General features: G+C 72.8%; 14 protein-coding genes. 1 reads left to right on the forward strand and 13 read right to left on the reverse strand.

Annotated elements, in window-relative coordinates; translation table 11 throughout:
- Positions 1-7: 7 nt before the first annotated feature.
- The 11 genes from ACIRPH_RS03825 to ppdK form a co-directional block, all read right to left on the reverse strand.
- Positions 8-1,531 (reverse strand): alpha-N-arabinofuranosidase, encoded by a 1,524-nt coding sequence (locus tag ACIRPH_RS03825; RefSeq protein ID WP_402908819.1) that lies wholly within the window; start codon positions 1,529-1,531, stop codon positions 8-10.
- A gap of 23 nt (positions 1,532-1,554) precedes the next feature.
- Positions 1,555-2,442, reverse strand: coding sequence for a carbohydrate ABC transporter permease (locus tag ACIRPH_RS03830; RefSeq protein WP_402908821.1), 888 nt, complete (start codon positions 2,440-2,442; stop codon positions 1,555-1,557).
- 4 nt (positions 2,443-2,446) lie between these two features.
- A complete protein-coding gene (locus ACIRPH_RS03835; RefSeq protein WP_402908823.1) occupies positions 2,447-3,370 on the reverse strand; it encodes a carbohydrate ABC transporter permease in 924 nt (307 codons plus the stop codon).
- 11 nt (positions 3,371-3,381) lie between these two features.
- The gene (locus tag ACIRPH_RS03840; protein ID WP_402908825.1) at positions 3,382-4,722 is read right to left on the reverse strand and encodes an extracellular solute-binding protein; all 1,341 of its coding nucleotides are present in this window, start codon (positions 4,720-4,722) and stop codon (positions 3,382-3,384) included.
- Positions 4,723-4,805: 83 nt separating this feature from the next.
- The gene (locus ACIRPH_RS03845) at positions 4,806-6,242 is read right to left on the reverse strand and encodes an L-fucose/L-arabinose isomerase family protein (RefSeq protein ID WP_402908827.1); all 1,437 of its coding nucleotides are present in this window, start codon (positions 6,240-6,242) and stop codon (positions 4,806-4,808) included.
- Positions 6,243-6,251: 9 nt separating this feature from the next.
- Positions 6,252-6,944, reverse strand: coding sequence for an L-ribulose-5-phosphate 4-epimerase (locus ACIRPH_RS03850; RefSeq protein ID WP_402908829.1), 693 nt, complete (start codon positions 6,942-6,944; stop codon positions 6,252-6,254).
- Complete coding sequence (gene araB / locus ACIRPH_RS03855) at positions 6,941-8,662, reverse strand: ribulokinase (RefSeq protein ID WP_402908831.1); 1,722 nt, start codon at positions 8,660-8,662, stop codon at positions 6,941-6,943. The genes ACIRPH_RS03850 and araB overlap by 4 nt, the downstream gene beginning before the upstream one ends.
- Positions 8,663-8,702: 40 nt before the next feature.
- Positions 8,703-9,719 (reverse strand): LacI family DNA-binding transcriptional regulator, encoded by a 1,017-nt coding sequence (locus ACIRPH_RS03860; RefSeq protein ID WP_402909523.1) that lies wholly within the window; start codon positions 9,717-9,719, stop codon positions 8,703-8,705.
- Between the two features lie 192 nt (positions 9,720-9,911).
- Positions 9,912-11,165: a deoxyguanosinetriphosphate triphosphohydrolase gene (locus ACIRPH_RS03865; RefSeq protein WP_402908833.1), complete on the reverse strand. Its 1,254-nt coding sequence runs from the start codon at positions 11,163-11,165 to the stop codon at positions 9,912-9,914.
- 50 nt (positions 11,166-11,215) lie between these two features.
- Entirely contained in the window at positions 11,216-12,367 is a 1,152-nt protein-coding gene (locus ACIRPH_RS03870; RefSeq protein WP_402908835.1) for a YdcF family protein, read from the reverse strand.
- A gap of 431 nt (positions 12,368-12,798) precedes the next feature.
- Positions 12,799-15,495: a pyruvate, phosphate dikinase gene (gene ppdK, locus ACIRPH_RS03875; protein ID WP_402908837.1), complete on the reverse strand. Its 2,697-nt coding sequence runs from the start codon at positions 15,493-15,495 to the stop codon at positions 12,799-12,801.
- A gap of 432 nt (positions 15,496-15,927) precedes the next feature.
- Here ppdK and ACIRPH_RS03880 point away from each other — a divergent pair, with 432 nt between their 5' ends.
- Positions 15,928-16,707, forward strand: coding sequence for a hemolysin III family protein (locus ACIRPH_RS03880; RefSeq protein ID WP_402908839.1), 780 nt, complete (start codon positions 15,928-15,930; stop codon positions 16,705-16,707).
- A gap of 481 nt (positions 16,708-17,188) precedes the next feature.
- Here ACIRPH_RS03880 and ACIRPH_RS03885 read toward each other — a convergent pair whose 3' ends face one another.
- Positions 17,189-18,577, reverse strand: a complete 1,389-nt coding sequence (locus tag ACIRPH_RS03885; protein WP_402908841.1) for a glycine--tRNA ligase — start codon at positions 18,575-18,577, stop codon at positions 17,189-17,191.
- A 177-nt stretch (positions 18,578-18,754) separates the two neighbouring features.
- Positions 18,755-19,051, reverse strand: a complete 297-nt coding sequence (locus ACIRPH_RS03890) for an antibiotic biosynthesis monooxygenase family protein (protein ID WP_402908843.1) — start codon at positions 19,049-19,051, stop codon at positions 18,755-18,757.
- Positions 19,052-19,196: the final 145 nt, after the last annotated feature.

The following is a 19,196-nucleotide window of genomic DNA, read 5'->3' on the forward strand; positions in this document are numbered from 1 at the left end:
TCGCCGTTCAGCGGCGGCCGGTGGACAGGGTGACGACGGACCAGGAGACGGGGGGCAGCGTGAGGCCGAGCCGCCCGCCCTCCAGGCGCGCGTCCTCGTTGGGCGAGGGGGTGACCCGGTCCGGGTCGGCCATGCTGTTGGCCGCGTGGACGTCGGCGTCGGCGAGGGTGAGCGCCGCGGTGACGCCGGACGGGGCGAGCCCGCGCAGGTCGGCGTCGAGGGCGACCGGCTGGTCGACGGAGCGGTTGACGACGAACAGCGCGGTGTCGCCGGTCTCCTCGTCGTGGGTGACGGCGGCGTCGACCACGGGCACCCCGCCGTACCTGGCGGTGTCCTGGAGGGGCGCCTCGACCTCGGCGCGCAACACCCGGCCGGAGGCGGACGCGGCGGTGAGCGCGAAGGGGTGGAAGACGGTCTGCCGCCAGGCCGGCCCGCCGGGCTCCGTCATGATCGGGGCGATGACGTTGGCGAGCTGCGCCTGGCTGGCGGCGGTGACGCGGTCGCTGTGCCGGAGGAGGCTGATGAGCATGTTGCCGACCACGACGGCGTCGGCGACGTTGTACCGGTCCTCGATGACGCGGGGGGCGGTTCTCCAGTCGTCGGCGGGCTGGGCCTCGGCCAGCGCCCGGTGGCGGCTGAGGTACCAGACGTTCCACTCGTCGAAGGAGAGCTGGATGCGCTTCGTGTCGCGCAGCCTGGCCCCGACGGCGTCGGCGGTGGAGGCGACCGAGTCGATGAAGTGGTCCATGTCGGCGACGGAGCCGAGGAAGCTGGCCAGGTCGTCGTCGTGCTGCTCGTAGTAGGCGTGCAGGGAGATGTGGTCGACGGCGTCGTAGGTCTCCTCCAGGACGGTGGCCTCCCACGCCCCGAAGGTCGCCATGCCCGAACCGGAGCTGCCGCACACGACGAGTTCGAGGTCGCGGTCGGCCATCCTCATGGCGCGGGCGACCTGCGCGGCCTTGCGCCCGTAGGAGCGGGCGTCCAGGTGGCCGATCTGCCAGGGCCCGTCCATCTCGTTGCCCAGGCACCACATGCGGATGTCGTGGGGGTCGGGGTGTCCGTGCTCGGCCCGCAGGTCGGACAGGTGGGTGCCGCCGGGGTGGTTGGCGTACTCCAGCAGGTCCAGGGCCTCCTGGAGCCCCCGGGTGCCGAGGTTGACCGCCATCATGGGTTCGACGCCGAGCCGTCCGCACCACGTCGCGAACTCGTTCAGCCCGAACTGGTTGGTCTCCAGGCTGTGCCAGGCGAGGTCGCGGCGGACGGGCCTGCGGTCCTTGGGGCCGACCCCGTCCTCCCACCGGTAGCCGGAGACGAAGTTGCCGCCGGGGTAGCGCACGGTGGTGACGCCCAGCTCGCGAACGAGGTCGGCGACGTCGCCGCGGAAGCCGTCCGCGTCGGCGGTGGGGTGGCCGGGTTCGTAGAGGCCGGTGTAGACGCAGCGTCCCATGTGCTCGACGAACGAGCCGAAGGTCCGCCGGTGGACCGGGGCGACGGTCTGGGCCGGGTCGGCGGTCAGGGAGGCGTGGAGCATGGGCTTCCTTCGGAGGTGGGGGGTCATCCCTTGATCCCGGCGCCGGCGACGCCGGTGACGATGTTCTTCTGGAAGAGCAGGAACACGAGGAGGAGCGGGACCGCTCCCAGGACGGCCGAGGCCATGATCTGGGCGTACTGCACCCCGTACTGCCCGGCCACGGTGCCGAGCCCCACGGGGAGCGTCATCATCTCCGGGTCGGTCGTCACGATGAACGGCCACAGGAAGTTGTTCCAGGCGCCGATGAAGGTGAAGATGCCGACCGCGGTGAGGACCGGCCGGGACAGGGGCAGGACGACGCTCCACAGGATGCGCGCCGGGCCGGCCCCGTCCATCCGCGCCGCGTCCTCGTACTCGCGGGGGACGGCGTCGAAGAACCGCTTGAGGATGAACACGAACACCGGCGCGACCACCTGCGGCAGGGCGACGCCCCAGTGGGTGTCCACCAGGCCGAGCTGGGTCATCAGGACGAACTGCGGCACGATCAGGGTCTGCGGCGGGATGAGGATGCCCCCGACGACCAGTGCGAACAGCCAGCCCCGGCCCCGGAAGTCGAACCGGCTGAACCCGTAGGCGGCCAGCACGCACAGGACCAGGGTGAGCACCGTGACGATCACGGTGATCACGGTGGAGTTAACGGCCCAGCGGACGAGGTCTCCCCGGGCCAGCACCAGCCGGTAGGCCTCCAGCGTGGGCTCGGAGATCGACCAGGTGACCGGGAGGAGCGTCGTCTCCCCCTCGGGCTTGAGCGAGGTGTCGATCGCCCACAGCAGCGGGAGGAGCCAGGCGAGCGCCGCCAGGGCGGCGACCGTGTACAGGGCGGCGGAACCGACGGTGGCGCGGGGGGAGCGCCTGCCGGGGGCGGGGCCGCCGGTGCGCGGCCGTTCGGCGGGGGGTCGAGCTGCGGCCATGGCGTCAGGCCTCCTTCCGGGAGAAGAGGCGGAACTGGGCGACGGAGGCCGCGATGACGATGACCATGAAGACGTAGGCCATCGACGAGGCCAGGCCGATGCGGAGCCCGACGAACCCGGAGTCGTAGATGTACTGGATGGCGGTGCGGGTGGCGAAGTTCGGGCCGCCCGCCGTCATCAGGTAGATCTGCTCGAACACGCGGAGCGACCCGAGCAGCTGGAGGACCGTGATCAGTGCGGTGGTGCGCTTCAGCAGCGGGAGCGTGATGCGGCCGATCCGCTGCCAGGCCCCGGCCCCGTCGATGGCCGCCGCCTCGTAGACCTCCCCGGGGATCGACTGCATGGCGGCCAGGTAGAGCAGGTAGTTGAACCCGACCTGCCACCAGGCGGTGGCGATGACCACGGAGACCATCGCGGTGCCCTCGCCGAAGAGCCACTCGGGGCCCTGCACGCCGATCCGGTCCAGCATGCCGTTGAACAGGCCGAGGCTGGGGTTGTACATCCAGCCCCAGATGAGCGTCATGACCGCGACGGGGAGCACGAACGGGGCGAAGAAGCCGAACCGCAGGAACCAGCCCAGTTTGCGGGCGTGGTCGGTCAGCAGGGCCAGGGCCAGGGCGAGCGCCACCATCAGCGGCACGCTGAGCACGGTGAAGACCAGCGTGTTCCACAGCGACTCCCACATCGCGGGGTCGGTGAGGCTCTCCGCCCAGTTCTCCAGGCCGACGAAGGAGGTCGGCCCGCCGGCCAGGCTGCGGTCGGTGAAGGTGTAGCCGAACCCGACGATCGCGGGCCAGAGCAGGAACACCAGGTAGAAGGCGAGGAAGGGCAGCACGAACCAGAGCCCGGTCGGAGCGGGTGGACGGCGCCGCACGTCGGGGAGGTCCGTCCGGCCGCCCGGAGGGGGCGCCGGGGCACGAGTGGTCACGGGGTTCCTCCCTACACCGGTGAGGGGACGGCGATCAGGGTGCGGATGGCCCCCTTGAGCTGGTCCAGGGCCTGTTCGGGGGTCTGGGTGCCCTGGTGGAGGGTGGTCAGCGGGCCGGTGGCCTCCTCCTGGAGGCGCCCGGCCGAACCGCTGAACCAGGCCTGCGGCTCGAACTGGACGTTCTCGGCGGCCTCGGCGTACTCCGACTGCGGGTGCAGTGCGTCGTACTCGTCGCTCTCCACCACCGGCAGGTAGGCGGGGATGTGCCCTCCGGCCGCCCAGGTGATGCTGTGGCGCAGCATCCAGGCGGCGTACCCGACGGCGGCGCGGGTGCGCTCGGGGTCCCTGTCGCGCTGGTGCGGGAACACGTAGCAGTGCGAGTCGCCGCGGGTGCGGTTGTTGCCGAACACCGCCGGGAACTGGGTCGCGGTGAACTCCGTGCCCGCGGCCTCCAGGGTGGGGATCTCCCAGTTGCCGTGGATCATCAGCCCGGCCTGGCCGTTGGCGAGGTTGGCCGCCGTGTCGGCGAGCATCGAGTGCCTCGGCGACAGCCCCTCCTCGGAGAGCCGGTACATGACCTCCATGGCGGTCAGCGCCTTGTCGTCGTCCAGCTCGAAGTCGTCCTCGCCGATGAGGAGGTCGCCGTCCTGCTGGCGGTAGAGCGCCCAGAAGTTGGGCCAGGGGGCCCAGGTGTCGACGGACAGGCCGTACTCCCCGGTGGCGCCCTGGATCTCGCGGAGCAGGTCGAGGTAGCCGTCCAGCCCGGAGACCTCGACGAGCCGGTCGTCGGCGTCGAGCACGCCCGCCCTGCGGCACACGTCGAGGTTGACGAACTGGATGAGCACGTGGGTGTCGATGGGGATCGCGTACAGCTCCCCGTCGAAGAAGCACTTCTCCCAGATCCGCGGGAGCACCACCGTGTCGTCGATCCCCGCCTCCGCGAGCATCACGGGGTCGATCGGGTCGAGGAGCCGCCCGGGCGCCAGGCTCTCCAGCCGGGACACGTGCACGGTGGCGATGTCCGCGCCGCGCCCGCCCGCGGCGCCCATCGCGACCTTGGTGTAGAAGGGGGAGCCCCAGTTGAAGGTGGTGGCCCGGAAGTCGACTCCGGGGTGCTCGCGCTCATAGGCGTCGTGCATCTCGATCATCCGCATGCCGTCCCCGCCCGCGAACAGGTTCCACTGGCGCAGGCGGGTCCTGCCGGAGAGCAGGGCCGGTGAGGGGGCGCACCCGGCTGCGGCCAGGCCCGCGGCGGCGAGGGCTCCGGCGGCGAAGGCCCGGCGGCCGGGGCCGCGCGGGACCGGGGCCGGGAGGTCGGGGGAAGCGGGGGGTTCGGGGGGTCGGACGCGCATGGTGTTCTCCTTGCGCCGGGGGGGTGGGGAGGGCCCGCGGGCCCTCCCCGGGATGCGGGCGCCTCGGCGCCGCGGGTTCCGGGTCAGACCCGGACGTACTCGATGCCGGCGAGCGAGCAGAGGACCTTCCAGTCCTCGGCCCTCGCGCCGGTGTTCATGACCATGTGGTGGGTGCCGCCGGACCTGAGCCAGGCGTCCATGCACGACCGCACGCCCGTCTCGGGGCGGAACTGTCCGTAGGGCATCTCCAGCGAGGGCAGTCCGGGCGCGTCGATCACCTCGCCCTCCGCGACCACCAGGCGGAAGTCCTCACCGCCGAGGAAGACCAGGGAGGCGAGGGTCGCGGGGCCCGGCCGGTAGCGGAAGACGATGGTGGGCGGGTCGTCGAGGCCGCCGATCCCCAGCGGGCGCTTGATCAGCCGGACGGGCTCGTCCTCGCGCGCGACCCGCCAGTTCCCCTCCCCCATGTGGCTCATGAGGATGGAGTCGCTGGGGAAGTCCATGGCGTACATCTCGGTGAAGTGTCCGTCCCCGGCGAGCTGGTGCCCGGCGTAGACGATCGAGGCGGCCAGCACGTCGCCCTCGCCCGCGAACCCGTACCCCTTGGCCATCAGGGTGGAGGCCGCGGCCATCGGCAGCCTCGCGAAGCGGCCGTCCTCGCCGATGGCGTCGAAGTGGGTGGAGTAGGCGCCGGCCCCCCGCTCCTCCAGCAGCCTCTCGATGCCCAGCTGCATGCGGGCGTGGTCCTCGCGTTCCTCCTTCGAGAGGCGCCCGTCCACCTCGAAGGCCCCGTCCTCCCAGGCCATGAGGTCCGCGACCTCCTCCCCCGGGAGGTCGGCCATCGTCCGGTGGAGGGAGCCCGGCGCGATGACCTCGACCTCCGGTCCGAGCTTGCGCAGCAGCGAGCTCTCGTCCACCCGGGCGTCGCCCATGCCGTTCATGGGGTAGCCGAACACGCCGACCCGGAGACCGCGCAGCGCCGTGACCGCGCGGGCCGCCCTGGCCCAGCGGTCGATCCTCCCGGCGAACTCGGGGCTCTGCCACTCGCCGGTGACGACCTCGAAGGGGAGTCCCGCGCGCACCATCGCATTGGCGGTGTCCTGGGCGCCGTGGATGCCCTGGTTGTAGGTCATGTCGTCCATGTCCCAGGACGGGGAGACCGCGGGGTCGGGCTGGATGTTGGCCAGGGCGATCGGCAGCCGGGCCCCGCTGAACATGCGGGTGACGCGGAGGGAGGGCCCGTAGGTGAGCATGACCACGAGGACCCCGTCGAGTTCCGCGTCCTCGAACGCGCGCATCGCGCGCTCGGCGTCCGCGCGCCCGCGCACCGGGGGGGCCACGGTCCACTCGGCGACGCCGGAGAGCTTCTCGGCGACACGGCCCGCGTACGCGGCCTGGTGCTCGGTGATGCCGGGGATCATGTCGTCGTAGAGGGGCTGCATGATGCCGAGGAGGCCGATACGGGGCGCACGGGTCCCGACGGGCGCGTGCGCGGTGGCCGGGGGCGTGGGGAGGGGCACGATCGTTCCTTACTGGCCGTAGACGTTCTGGTACCGGTCGTGGAGCGCGTCGATGTGCTCCTGGGGCAGGCGTTCGAGGGGGCCGCCCTGGCGGGCGATGTGGACGGTGCGGGCGACGTCCTCGCACATCACCGCGGCCTTGACCGCGGCGCGGGCGGAGGCGCCGACCGTGAACACGCCGTGGCCGCGCATGAGGACGGCCGGGGAGCGGTGGCCCCGGAGGGTGTCGACCACCGCCCTGCCGATCTCGTCGCCGCCGATGAGGGCGAACGGTCCCACGGGGATGTCGCCGCCGAACTCGTCGGCCATCGCCGTGAGGACGCACGGGATGGACTCCCCCCGGGCGGCCCAGGCCGTCGCGTACGCGCTGTGGGTGTGGGCGACCCCGCCGACGTCGGGGCGCGCGCGGTAGACGTGGGCGTGGGAGGCGGTGTCGCTGGAGGGGGACCGGCCCCCCTCGACCACCCGGCCGTCCAGGTCGCAGACGACCATGTCGGCGGGGACCAGGTCGTCGTAGGAGACCCCGCTGGGCTTGATCACCATGAGGTCGGCGCCGGGGACGCGGGCGGAGACGTTGCCGCTGGTCCAGGTGACCAGTTTCCAGCGGGGCAGTTCGGCGTGCAGCGCGCACAGGTGCTCGCGCAGGCGCTCCACCTCCGCCCGGTGCTCCTCGGGGACGGTGCGGGCCGTGTCGGCGGTCATCGTGTTCCCTCCTCGGTGCCGTCCCCCGCGGTGGCCAGGGTGGCGTTGCGGATGGCCCGGAGGCGGCGCAGGCTCTGGCTGCCGCCCCGGCCGAAGTGGTCGTGGAGCTCGGTGTAGACCTCGAAGAGGTCGTCGTAGGCCGCCGCCCTCGCGGGATCGGGGTCGACGGTCTCCTCCCGGACCCGGCCCATGGCGGCCGACGCCGCGTGGACGTCGGGGTGGGCGCCGGCCGCGACGGCCGCGTGGATGGCGGCCCCCACGGCGCAGCTGTACTCGGAGGCGACCAGCCGGATCGGGCGGTCGAGCACGTCGGCGTAGACCTGGAGCACGAACGGGTTGCGGACCATGCCGCCGCCCACCGTGAAGTCCTCGACCGGGACCCCGGCGGCCTCGAAGGCCCCGATGATCGTGCGCGTGCCGAAGGCCGTGGCCTCGACCAGGGCCCGGTAGACCTCCTCCGGCCGGGTGGCCAGGGTCATCCCGACGAGCACGCCGGACAGGTCGTGGTCGACCAGGACCGAGCGGTTGCCGCTGTGCCAGTCCAGGGCGACGAGGCCGTGGCCCCCGACCGGAGCCCCCGAGGCCCGGTCGGAGAGCAGGTCGTGGACGGAGAGGCCGCGTTCGCGGGCCTCCTCGTGGTAGGCGGGCGGCACGTGGGAGTCGGCGAACCAGGCGAAGATGTCGCCGACGCCGCTCTGGCCCGCCTCGTAGCCCCAGGCCCCGGGGGTGATGCCGCCGAGGGCCAGCCCGCACATGCCGGGGACCTCGGCGAGGACGTCGGAGTTCATGACGTGGCAGGTGCTGGTGCCCATGATGGCGAGCATCCGGCCGTTGCCGGTCGTCCGGGCCGTGGCCGCGGTGACGTGCGCGTCGATGTTGCCGACCGCGACGGGCAGCCCCTCGGGCAGGCCCGTCCAGGCCGCGGCCCGGGCGGTGAGGCCGCCCGCGCGCTCGCCCAGCTGGGAGAGGGGGTGGGCGAGCTTGTCCCGGACGAAGCCGGCGAAGCGCGGGTCGAGTGCGGCCAGGAACTCCGCGGAGGGCCAGGCGCCGTCCTGGTGGATGCCCTTGTACCCGGCGGTGGCGACGTTGCGGGTCTCGCGTCCGCACAGTTCCCAGACGATCCAGTCGGCGGCCTCGATCCAGCGGTCGGCGCGCCCGTACGCCTCGGGGTCCTCCCGCAGGACCTGGAGCGCCTTGGCGAACTGCCACTCCGAGGAGATCCGGCCGCCGTAGCGGGCGAGCCACGTCTCCCCCCTCTTCTCCGCGAGGGCGTTGATCTCGTCCGCCTCCGGCTGGGCGGCGTGGTGGCGCCACAGCTTGGGCCACGCGTGCGGGCGTCCGGCGAGGTCGGGGAGCTCGCACAGCGGGGTCCCGTCCGCGGTCACGGGCAGGACCGTGCAGGAGGTGAAGTCGGTGCCGATGCCGACCACCTGACCGGGGTCGGCCCCGGAGGCCCGCAGCGCCTCCGGCACGGCCGTGCGCAGGACCTCGCGGTAGTCCTCGGGGCACTGGAGGGCGGTCTCGGGGGTCAGCGGCTCGGAGGAGGCGGGCAGGCGCTCCGTGATGACGCCGTGCCGGTAGGTGTGGGCGGCGGAGCCGAGCTCGGTCCCGTCGGCCACCCGGACGACGACGGCGCGGCCGGAGAGGGTCCCGAAGTCGACGCCGATGACGACCGCGTCGGGGGACGGCTTGTTGTTAGCGTTAACATTCTCGCGCACAGGGGGTTCCTTCCGTGGAGGAGGCGCGTGGGACGGGCGGTCAGGGGGGCGGTGGCCCGCTGCTGCCCCGGTGCCTCAGTTCCGCCGGGACCACGCGTCTCCCGGCCCCGGCGGGGTCGGCCGATCCGGTGCGGCCCGCCCCGATCTCGCCGAGGAGCAGCTCCAGGCTCTCCCGGCCGACCTGGGCGAAGTCCTGGTACACGGTGGACAGGGACGGCGTGAGGTACTCCGCCTCGGGGATGTCGTCGAAGCCGACGACGCTGACGTCCCCCGGCACGCCCAGTCCCGCCTCGTGCAGGGCGCGCAGGACCCCTATGGCCATCTGGTCGTTGCCCACGAAGATCGCGGTCACCCGCTCCCCCGCGGCCCGCCGCTCCACCAGGACGCGGCCGAGGTCGTAGCCGGACCGCGGGCTCCAATCGCCCTGGAGCGGCTCCGGGACCGGCGCGCCCGCCTCCTCCAGGGCCCGGCGCCATCCGAACACGCGTGCCTCGGACTCCAGCCAGAGCGGGTCCCCCTCGATGTGGTGGACCGTGTGGTGGCCGAGCGCCAGGAGGTGGCGGACGGCCTCCTCCGCCCCCTGGACCTGGTCGACGCAGACGACGGGGAGGCCGGAGCCCTCGCCGCCCTCGACGGCGACCAGCGGCAGGGGGCCGGGCAGCGCGGCGAGGGCGTCGACCAGGCCCCTCTGCGGGGCGATGGCGATGCAGCCCTCGACGGACTGCTGGATCAGGAAGTCGGCCGCGGCGACGACGCCGGCCGGCGACACGTCGTCGAGGCTGACCATGCTCAGGAAGTAGCCGGCCTCGCGCGCGGCCCGCTCGATCCCCGCCAGGGTCTGCGCCGGGCCGAAGAGGGTGGTGTCGAAGGCGAGGACGCCGAGCACGTTGGTGCGGCGGGTGACCAGGGCCCGAGCCGTGGAGTTGCGGTGGTAGCCGAGTTCGTCGATCGCCCTCTGCACCCGCAGGACGGTCTCCTGGCGGACGTTGGGGTGGCCGTTGATGACACGGGACACCGTCTGGTGGGAGACACCGGCCAGCCTGGCGACGTCCGCCATGACGGGGGTGCGGCCACCGGGGGGGTTCACCTGAACGACACCTCCGGGAATTTCAGGGGAAATGTGACGCGGACAACATTGTTAGCGTTAACATGCGAGGCGTCAACCCCCCTGCCCGACCGAATCGTCGGTGCGGCCCCCGCGGGAGCCCCCGACCCTTCGGGCCCCGGAACCCCCGGGAACCCCCTCCCGTCAGCCCACCAGACGGGCGTGCAGCGCCGTGGCGGAGGTGTCGGTGAGCGAGGCGACCTGGTCGACGACCACGCGCAGCGCGGCCGCGTCGCCGGGCGCCCCGGCGAAGGCCGCGCGAAACTGCGGGTCGAGGCCGTCGGGGGCGCTCTTCCAGAGGGCGCCGACGAGCTCGGTGATGAGGCGGCGCTCCTCCGCCTGGTAGGCGATGGCCTCGACGCGGGACATCACGAAGTGGGCGGCGACCGCCTTGAGCAGCGCGCACTCCAGGAGGGCCCGGCGGGGCACGACCAGGTCGGCGCCGTAGCGCGTGAGCCGTCCCTGGCCGTGGGCGGCGCGGGTGGCGTGCTCGGCCGCCCGGCAGAAACGGCCGATGAGCTCGCTGGTGAGGTTCTTGAGGGCGGCGAGCGAGGCGAGGTCCCCGGTGAACTTGCTGGGCCACACGGGCGCCGCGAGGAGTTCGGCGAACACGTGGTGCAGTTCGGCGGGGTCGGCGTCGCAGTAGTAGGCCGCGGCGATCCGGACGACCTCGGCGCGCTCGTCGGCGCCGTGCAAGGCGGCCATGTCGACGAGTCCGGCGTGCAGGGCGTCCTCGACGTCGTGGACGGAGTAGGCCACGTCGTCGGCCCAGTCCATGACCTGCGCCTCGAAGCAGGTGCGGCCGGCGGGCGCCCCCCGGCGCAGCCAGGCGAAGGTCTCCGTGTCGTCGGGGTAGCAGTTGAACTTGTGGGTGTCGGGGCCCTCGCCCCGGAGCCACGGGTACTTGACGGTGGCGTCCAGGGTGGCACGGGTGAGGTTGAGCCCCGCGCTGAGCCCGTCGGGGTCGATGACCTTGCCCTCCAGGCGGACGAGCAGGCGCAGGCTCTGGGCGTTGCCCTCGAACCCGCCGCAGGCGGCCGCGGCCTCGTCCAGGGCCCGTTCGCCGTTGTGCCCGAACGGGGGGTGCCCGAGGTCGTGGGAGAGGCAGGCCGCCTCGACCAGGTCCGGGTCGCAGCCCAGCGCCTGGCCGAGTTCACGGCCGATCTGCGCGCACTCCAGCGAGTGGGTGAGGCGGGTGCGGGGGAAGTCGCTCACCCCCGGCTGGACCACCTGGGTCTTGGCGGCCAGGCGCCGCAGGGCGGCGCTGTGCAGCACCCGGGCCCGGTCGCGCTCGAAAGGGCCGCGGGCCCGGTTCTTCCGGTTCTCGCGCGCCTTGCGCTCGGTGTCCGCCGGCGTGTAGCCGTCGGCTCCGCCCTCGTCGCGGGGGTGGTTCGTCATCGTGTGCGACCCTACTTCCCAGCAGGGACCAAACACGCCTTCCGCGCTGGTCAGGCAGCGTTGACGCGGATGTCGCTGCTGTCGTTGAAGATCCAGTAGTACCAGAGCGACGCGGTTTCCCTGGTGATGTACCAGAGCTGGGTGCGCCGCTCGATGACGGCCGGCCCGGAGCGGGAGGGCGAGGTGCCCGCCTCGATCCCGAAGTCGGCGGCCATCCGCTTGGAGCGCAGGCTGTGCCAGGGGTCGGAGACCAGGACCGCCGTCTCCCAGGCACGGTCCTCGAACACCAGGGAGACGGCGCCGATGCTCTGGAGGGTGTCCCTGCCCTCCTCCACGGCGATGATCTGGTCGGCGGGGATGCCGACCTCGACCAGCCAGTTCTTGCCCGCGGCCGCCTCGGTGAAGTTGTCGCCCGGCTGCTTGCCTCCGACGGTGACGATGACGGGGGCGACGCCTTCCAGGTAGAGGACCTGTGCGTGCCTCAGCCGGGCCTCGAACACGGGCGAGGGGACGCCGTTGTACTGGCTGGCCCCGAGCACGACGATGGCGTCGGAGGCGACGCGGTCGTCCTGGCGGGCCGTGTACCAGACCCAGCCCCAGGTGCCCGGCGGGACGGCCAGTGCCACGAGCAGCAGGAGCGTGACGATCCAGCGCAGGCGGACGGGACGCCGTCTGCGGCGGCGCGGCCGGGGAGCGGGGCGCGCGGGGCGTCCGTCCCGGGGAGGGGGCCCGTCGTCGAAGGGCCCGTCGTCGAAGGGGCCGCCGCCGGAGGGTTCGGCCGCGGGGGCGCGCCGGCCGGGGCCCCGGGGCTGCGGCCGGTCCCTGACGAAGCGCCGGGTGAAGACCGCTCCGGTGGGGGCGTCCTCCGCCGGAGCGCCGTAGAGGTCGTCGAAGGCCGGGTCGGGCCGGTCGAACGCGCGGGTGCCCCCGTCGTCGGGCTCGCCCCCGGGGGCGGAGGGCCCGGGGCGGGCGAACTCGCGGGTGGCGGAGTCGCCGGACGCGGCGGGCCCCGTCCTGGTGAACTCGCGGGTGGCCTCGCCGTCCGCGCCGCCGGAGCGGTCCCCGGCCCCCTCCCCGGGAGGGGCGGGAACAGCGGTGAAGTCGTCACGGGAGAAGACCCTGGTCGACTCGTCGTCTGAGGAGGGGGCCGTGACCGGCTCCTCCCACGGCTCGTCGCCGCGGCCGTCGTTCGCCGTTCGCACCGGCTCACCTCCGCACAACTTCTCTGAACAGGGATCCTGCTACCCGCTGGGACGGTCCGTACCGGCCGGCGGTTCGCGGCGGCGCGGAGACGTGCGAGCGGGAGCGGGGGTGGTGTCGGCGCGTCCCGCCTCCGCGTGTGGGGGCAGGCCGGGAGCGGTGGCCTTACCGGCGGCCAGAATACATCACGAAGAGGTCACAGCGAGCGCCTCGGGACCCCGCCGTCGGCCGGGTCGATTCTAGGGCGTTCTCCGTGGCCGACGGCCCTCCGGGGAGGGTGGCCCCCGGCCGGTTCCCGAGCCGGCGCCGGACGGCCCTCCCTCCGCCGCCGGGTCGTCGCCGGCGCCCCACCCGACCGGGGCGCGGCGCCGGCCGCTCCCCGCGGGGGGCGGGCGACGCCCCACCCCGCGGGGACGGCGTCCGGCCCGGATCCTCAGCCCGCGGAACGCCCGGCCGCGCGGCCCGCCTCCAGGCGGGCGACGGGGACCCGGAACGGGGAGCAGGAGACGTAGTCCAGGCCCACACGGTGGAAGAAGTGCACCGAGGCGGGGTCCCCGCCGTGCTCGCCGCACACGCCGAGCTTGATGCCGGGCCGCGCCGCGCGGCCCTCCTCCACCGCGATGCGGATCAGGCGGCCGACGCCGTCCACGTCCAGGGACTCGAACGGCGAGACCCCGAACACGCCCTTCTCCAGGTAGGCGGAGAAGAACGAGGCCTCGACGTCGTCGCGGGAGAAGCCCCACACGGTCTGGGTGAGGTCGTTGGTCCCGAAGGAGAAGAACTCGGCGTTCTGCGCGATCTCACCGGCGGTCAGCGCCGCGCGCGGAAGCTCGATCATCGTGCCGACCGGGAAGTCGAGCTCGACCCCGTTCTCCCGTCCCACCTCCCGCAGCACCCCCAGCGCGTCCTCGCGGATGATCTCCAGCTCCTGCACCGTGCCGACGAGCGGGATCATGATCTCGGGCCGGGGACGGCCCCCCGCGGCCATCCGGTCGACGGCGGCCTGGGCGATGGCACGCACCTGCATGGAGAACAGCCCGGGGACGACCAGGCCGAGGCGCACGCCGCGCAGGCCCAGCATCGGGTTCTGCTCGTGCAGCCTGTGCACCGCCTGGAGCACCCTCAGGTCGTTCTCGTGGCTCTCTCCGCGCGCCTCGGCGACGGCCACGCGCACCGACAGCTCGGTGATGTCCGGGAGGAACTCGTGCAGCGGCGGGTCCAGCAGGCGGACCGTCACGGGCAGCCCGTCCATGGCTTCCAGGATCCCGGCGAAGTCCTCGCGCTGGAGGGGCAGCAGCTCCGCGAGCGCGTCGCGCTGCTCGTCCGCGGTGTCGGCGAGGATGAGCCGCTCCACCAGCTGGCGGCGGTCGCCGAGGAACATGTGCTCGGTGCGGCACAGGCCGATGCCCTGGGCGCCCATGCGCCGCGCGCGGGCGGCGTCCTCGGCGGTGTCGGCGTTGGCGCGCACCCGCATGCGGCGGGCCGCGTCGACGTAGTGCATGAGCCGGTCGACGGAGCGCACGAGGTCGTCGGCCTGGTCGGAGGCGGGGTCGATCTCTCCCTCGAAGTAGCGCACGACGGGCGAGTCCACGACGGGCACCTCGCCGAGGTACACCTCGCCGCTGGCGCCGTCGATGGAGATGACGTCGCCCTCCTCGACCACCTCGCCGCCGGGGGCGGTCAGCCTGCGGTTCTTGGTGTCCACGTCGATCTCCTCGGCGCCGCAGACACAGGTCTTGCCCATGCCCCGGGCGACGACGGCCGCGTGTGAGGTCTTGCCGCCGCGGCTGGTGAGGATGCCCTCGGCGGCGATCATGCCCTCCAGGTCGTCGGGGTTGGTCTCCCTGCGGCAGAGGATGACCCTCTCGCCGCTGCGCGACCACTTGACGGCGGTGTAGGAGTCGAAGACGGCCTTGCCGACGGCGGCGCCGGGAGAGGCGTTCATGCCGCGGCCGATGCGGCGGACGCCGTCCCCCGCCAGGGCCGTCTCGTCGAAGCGGGGGAACATCAGCTGGGCGAGCTGGTCCCCGGTGACCCGCTGGACGGCCTCGTCCAGGGAGATCATGCCCTGGTCGACGAGCTGGTCGGCGATGCGGAAGGCGGCCGCGGCGGTGCGCTTGCCCACCCGGGTCTGGAGCATCCAGAGCTTGCCGCGCTCGATCGTGAACTCGATGTCGCACAGGTCGCGGTAGTGGTTCTCCAGGGTGTCCATGACGCCCATCAGCTCCGCGTGGCTGCGGGCGTCGATCTTCTCCAGGTCGGCGAGGGGCACGGTGTTGCGGATGCCGGCCACCACGTCCTCCCCCTGGGCGTTCTGGAGGTAGTCGCCGTAGACGCCCGGCTGGCCGGAGGCGGGGTCGCGGGTGAACGCGACGCCGGTGCCGGAGTCCATCCCGAGGTTGCCGAAGACCATGGCGCAGACGTTGACGGCGGTGCCGAGGTCGGCGGGGATGCGCTCCTGCCGGCGGTAGAGGGCCGCCCGGGGGGCGTCCCAGGAGTCGAAGACCGCCTTGACGGCGAGGGACATCTGCTCCCGGGGGTCGGAGGGGAACGGCCGCCCGGTCCGCTCCAGGACGATGTCCTTGAAGCGCACGACGAGCTCGCGGAAGTCGGCGGCGTCGAGGTCCAGGTCGTCGGTGGTGCCCTTGGCGGCCTTGACCTCCTCGACGGCCTCCTCGAAGAGGTCGCCGTCGATGCCCTGGACGGTCCTGCCGAACATCTGGACGAGGCGGCGGTAGGAGTCCCAAGCGAAGCGCTCGTTCCCGCCCCGGGCGGCCAGGCCGGCGACGGACTCGTCGTTGAGGCCGATGTTGAGGACCGTCTCCATCATGCCGGGCATGGAGAACCTCGCGCCCGAGCGGACGCTCACCAGGAGCGGGTCGTCGGCCTGGCCGAGGCGGCGCCCCATCGTCCTCTCCAGCTCGGCGAGGTTGGCCTCGATCTCGGCGTCCAGGCCCTCGGGGACGCTGCCGCGCGCGAGGTAGTGGCGGCACGCCTCGGTGGTGATCGTGAAGCCGGGGGGCACGGGGAGTCCGAGGTTGGTCATCTCGGCGAGGTTGGCCCCCTTGCCGCCGAGGAGATCCTTCAGGTCCTTGTTGCCCTCGGTGAAGGTGTAGACGTACTTGGCCACGGGGGTCTCCCTCGATTCTCGACGGCTCCGCGGTGGATCGGCGCCTGTGCCCGGATGGGCGCGACTCTATCCACACTGCGCATCATCACCTCTTCATGAACCACCATTTGGCGACATCCCAGCAGGTCAAGGGCGTTAAAGAGGTCTATACCAATGGTTCAGTCCAGGAATGCCGACCCGACCCTCCACAGCAGGGACCGAACACCCCGGCCTCCACAGACTCCCTGGTCACAGCCTCGCATGCGTGGGCGGAGGAGCTTCTCTCCCGCCCCTGCCGCCCCACGGCCGCACCCGACCAATCTCGCGCAACACCCCCGCCGGGGACCGCTGTGCCGCGCGACACAGGTTTACCGGCAAGTAACCTACGCCTCCGTAAGTTAGGCTGGGCAAGAGGCCCGCAGCGGCGCGGACCGCGGGACGGAGGGGAACAACGTGTCGGAGGAACGGACGCGGAGCAACGGCGGCGCGGGGGCCGGGGAGGCCGGACACGGCGCCGGGACCGCGCAGGACGGCGGGGACCCCCGGGGGGACGCGTCCGTGCCGGAGAGGGCCGCCGCCGCGGCCGGAGACTTCCTCGAGGCGGTCAAGCCCCGGCTCCGGGGCTGGCTCCACCTGGGGACGGCGCCGCTCGCCCTCGCCGCCGGCATCGTCCTGGTGGCGCTCTCCCCCACCGTGCCGGCCCTGCTCGCCAGCGCCGTGTACGCGCTCAGCTCGGTACTGCTGTTCAGCACCTCGGCCGTCTACCACGTGGGCCGGTGGTCGCCCCGCGCGCAGAAGGTGCTGCGGCGCATGGACCACTCGAACATCTACCTGATCATCGCGGGCACGTACACGCCGTTCATCGTGCTCGTCCTCGACGGCGCCCTGCGCACGGCGATGCTGGCGCTGGTCTGGGGCGGGGCCATCGCCGGGGTCGGCTTCAAGCTCCTGTGGCTCAACGCCCCGCGCTGGCTGTCCACGGCCCTGTACCTGGCCATCGGCTGGGTGGCGGTGCTGTTCATCCCCGACCTGGTCCACGGGACCCATCCGGCCACGTGGATCCTCATCCTCGTCGGCGGGGTCCTGTACAGCGTCGGCGCGGTCGTCTACGGGCTCAAGCGGCCCAACCCGGCGCCGCGCTGGTTCGGCTTCCACGAGATCTTCCACTCGCTGACCATCGCGGCGTTCGTCTGCCACTACATCGCGGTGTCCTTCGTCGTCTACACGACCTGAGGCCCGCCCCGGGGGTGACGGGGCCGCCGCCGCGGTACGGACCGGTGGAGGGGGTTCCGGCCCCTGCGGCCCGTGGGAGCGCCAGTCGGACCATATCCACGTCACGATTCGCTCACGCGGTAGGACAAGCAGGATGAAATGCGCCTTTATCTCCGACCGCCTGGCGCTACGTTGAGAGCCGGTTCCCCAGCCGTGTGCGGCCGGAGGAACCGACGAGACGGCCGGAGACCACATCCCCCCGGGTCCGGCCGTCTCACCGCCTCCCGTACCCGTGAGAGCACTGCGCCCGCTCCCCTCGCGAGGGGAGCGGGCGCAGTGCTCCCACGTGCTCGCGGATCCGCGAAGGGCTCGGCGTGGACGGAGGCGGGCTCTCGGCCGCCGCCCTCGCCCGCGGCCCGGCTCCTCCCGCGGAACCCGCCGCGCACCTCGCGTCCCACGTGCTCGCACGCCCGTCCCGGCGTCCGGGACGGGCGTGCGGCGGTCAGCAGCCGGGCAGGCGCTCGAACAGGTAGGTCTCCACCCTGTCGAGCGAGACCCGCTCCTGGGACATGGTGTCGCGCTCGCGCACGGTCACCGCGTCGTCCTCCAGGGTGTCGAAGTCCACCGTCACGCAGAACGGGGTGCCGATCTCGTCCTGGCGGCGGTAGCGGCGGCCGATCGCGCCGGCGTCGTCGAACTCCACGTTCCAGCGCTTGCGCAGCGCGGCGGCCAGGTCGCGGGCCTTCGGAGACAGGTCGGCGTTGCGCGAGAGCGGCAGGACCGCGGCCTTCACCGGGGACAGGCGCGGGTCCAGGCGCATGACGGCGCGCTTCTCCAGCTTGCCCTTGGCGTTGGGCGCCTCGTCCACGTTGTACGCGTCCAGCATGAACGTGAGCACCGCCCGGTCGACACCGGCCGCGGGCTCGATGACGTAGGGGATGTAGCGCTCGTTGCTCTCCTGGTCGAAGTACGACAGGTCGACGCCGGACGACTCCGCGTGCGTCTTCAGGTCGAAGTCGGTCCGGTTGGCGATGCCCTCCAGCTCGCCCCACTCGCTGCCCACGAAGTTGAAGCGGTACTCCACGTCCACGGTGCGCGTGGAGTAGTGGGACAGCTTCTCCGCGGGGTGCTCGAACAGGCGCAGGTTGTCCTTGGCGATGCCCAGGTCGACGTACCACTGGAAGCGGGTGTCGATCCAGTACTGGTGCCAGTCGGCGTCGGTGCCGGGCTTGACGAAGAACTCCATCTCCATCTGCTCGAACTCACGGGTCCGGAAGATGAAGTTGCCGGGCGTGATCTCGTTGCGGAACGACTTGCCGATCTGGCCGATGCCGAAGGGCACCTTGCGGCGTGCGCTCTGCTCGACGTTCTTGTAGTTGATGAAGATGCCCTGCGCGGTCTCCGGGCGTAGGTAGGCCAGGCCCTTCTCGTCCTGCACCGGGCCCAGGTAGGTGCGCAGGAGCCCGTTGAACATGCGCGGCTCGCTGAAGGAGGACTTGGCGCCGCAGTTGGGGCACGCGATGGCGGCGAGGCCGTCGGCGGGCTCGTGGCCGTGCTTCTCCTCGTACGCCTCGACGAGGTGGTCCGCACGGAAGCGCTTGTGGCAGGACTGGCACTCGGTCAGCGGGTCGACGAACGTCGACACGTGGCCGGACGCCTCCCAGACCTCGCGGGCCAGGATGACGCTGGAGTCCAGGCCGACGATGTCCTCCCGCTCCTGCACCATCGAGCGCCACCACTGGCGCTTGACGTTGTTCTTCAGCTCGACGCCGAGGGGGCCGTAGTCCCAGGCCGCGCGCAGACCTCCGTAGATCTCACTGGAGGGGTAGACCAGACCTCGGCGCTTGGCGAGGTTGACCAGTGCGTCCATTGCCTCTGACTTGGCGGCCATGGGTGACTCTCCATCCGGCTGGCAGTCGGTGGATCGCGGTTCGCGATACATCGTCGTGTGGGAAGCGGTACGTGCGCCGAAACCGGGGAGTGGCACCGTCGGACGTCCGCGTCCACCCAGGCTAGAGCACCCGGCAAGCCCTCGCACACCGTACGTGCACGGGCACGGGCGCGCCTCTCAGGCGGGGGCGCCGCCTCCGGCGACGATCTCGTACGCGCTCGGCTCGTCGATGGCGCGGGAGAGCAGGGGGACGGCGTTGACCTTGACGTCGAAGTCGGACAGCGCCCTGCGGTAGAAGCCCGCGCCGTCCCACTCGGTGACCACCGTCCACAGGCCGGGGTCGTCGGCGGCGCGGCCGAGGCGGTGGCCCCGGAATCCGGGGCGGCGGGAGAGCGCCTCGACGGCGGCCTCGGCGTCGGCGCGGAAGGCGTCGAGGTCGGCCTCGGGAACGGAGTAGCGGGTGATGACGATCACGGCACCATTGTGTCCCACCCGGGGAGCGCCCGGGTCGCCCCCCCCCCCCCCCCCGGGGCACGCCCCGGGCCCCCGCGGGCCCGGCGGCGCGCCGGCCGACCGGGGCGCCGCCCGACCGGGCGGGCGGCGCCCCCCGGCGCGCCAC

The organism is Nocardiopsis sp. NPDC101807, from assembly GCF_044766605.1.
Classification (GTDB): domain Bacteria; phylum Actinomycetota; class Actinomycetes; order Streptosporangiales; family Streptosporangiaceae; genus Nocardiopsis; species Nocardiopsis tropica.

Coding starts and splice junctions, on each gene's coding strand:
- ACIRPH_RS03850 (WP_402908829.1), bottom strand. CDS start 6,944: ATGACCGCCGACACGGCCCGCACCGTCCCCGAGGAGCACCGGGCGGAG.
- ACIRPH_RS03885 (WP_402908841.1), bottom strand. CDS start 18,577: ATGGCCGCCAAGTCAGAGGCAATGGACGCACTGGTCAACCTCGCCAAG.
- ACIRPH_RS03825 (WP_402908819.1), bottom strand. CDS start 1,531: ATGCTCCACGCCTCCCTGACCGCCGACCCGGCCCAGACCGTCGCCCCG.
- ACIRPH_RS03830 (WP_402908821.1), bottom strand. CDS start 2,442: ATGGCCGCAGCTCGACCCCCCGCCGAACGGCCGCGCACCGGCGGCCCC.
- ACIRPH_RS03865 (WP_402908833.1), bottom strand. CDS start 11,165: ATGACGAACCACCCCCGCGACGAGGGCGGAGCCGACGGCTACACGCCG.
- ACIRPH_RS03840 (WP_402908825.1), bottom strand. CDS start 4,722: ATGCGCGTCCGACCCCCCGAACCCCCCGCTTCCCCCGACCTCCCGGCC.
- ACIRPH_RS03860 (WP_402909523.1), bottom strand. CDS start 9,719: ATGGCGGACGTCGCCAGGCTGGCCGGTGTCTCCCACCAGACGGTGTCC.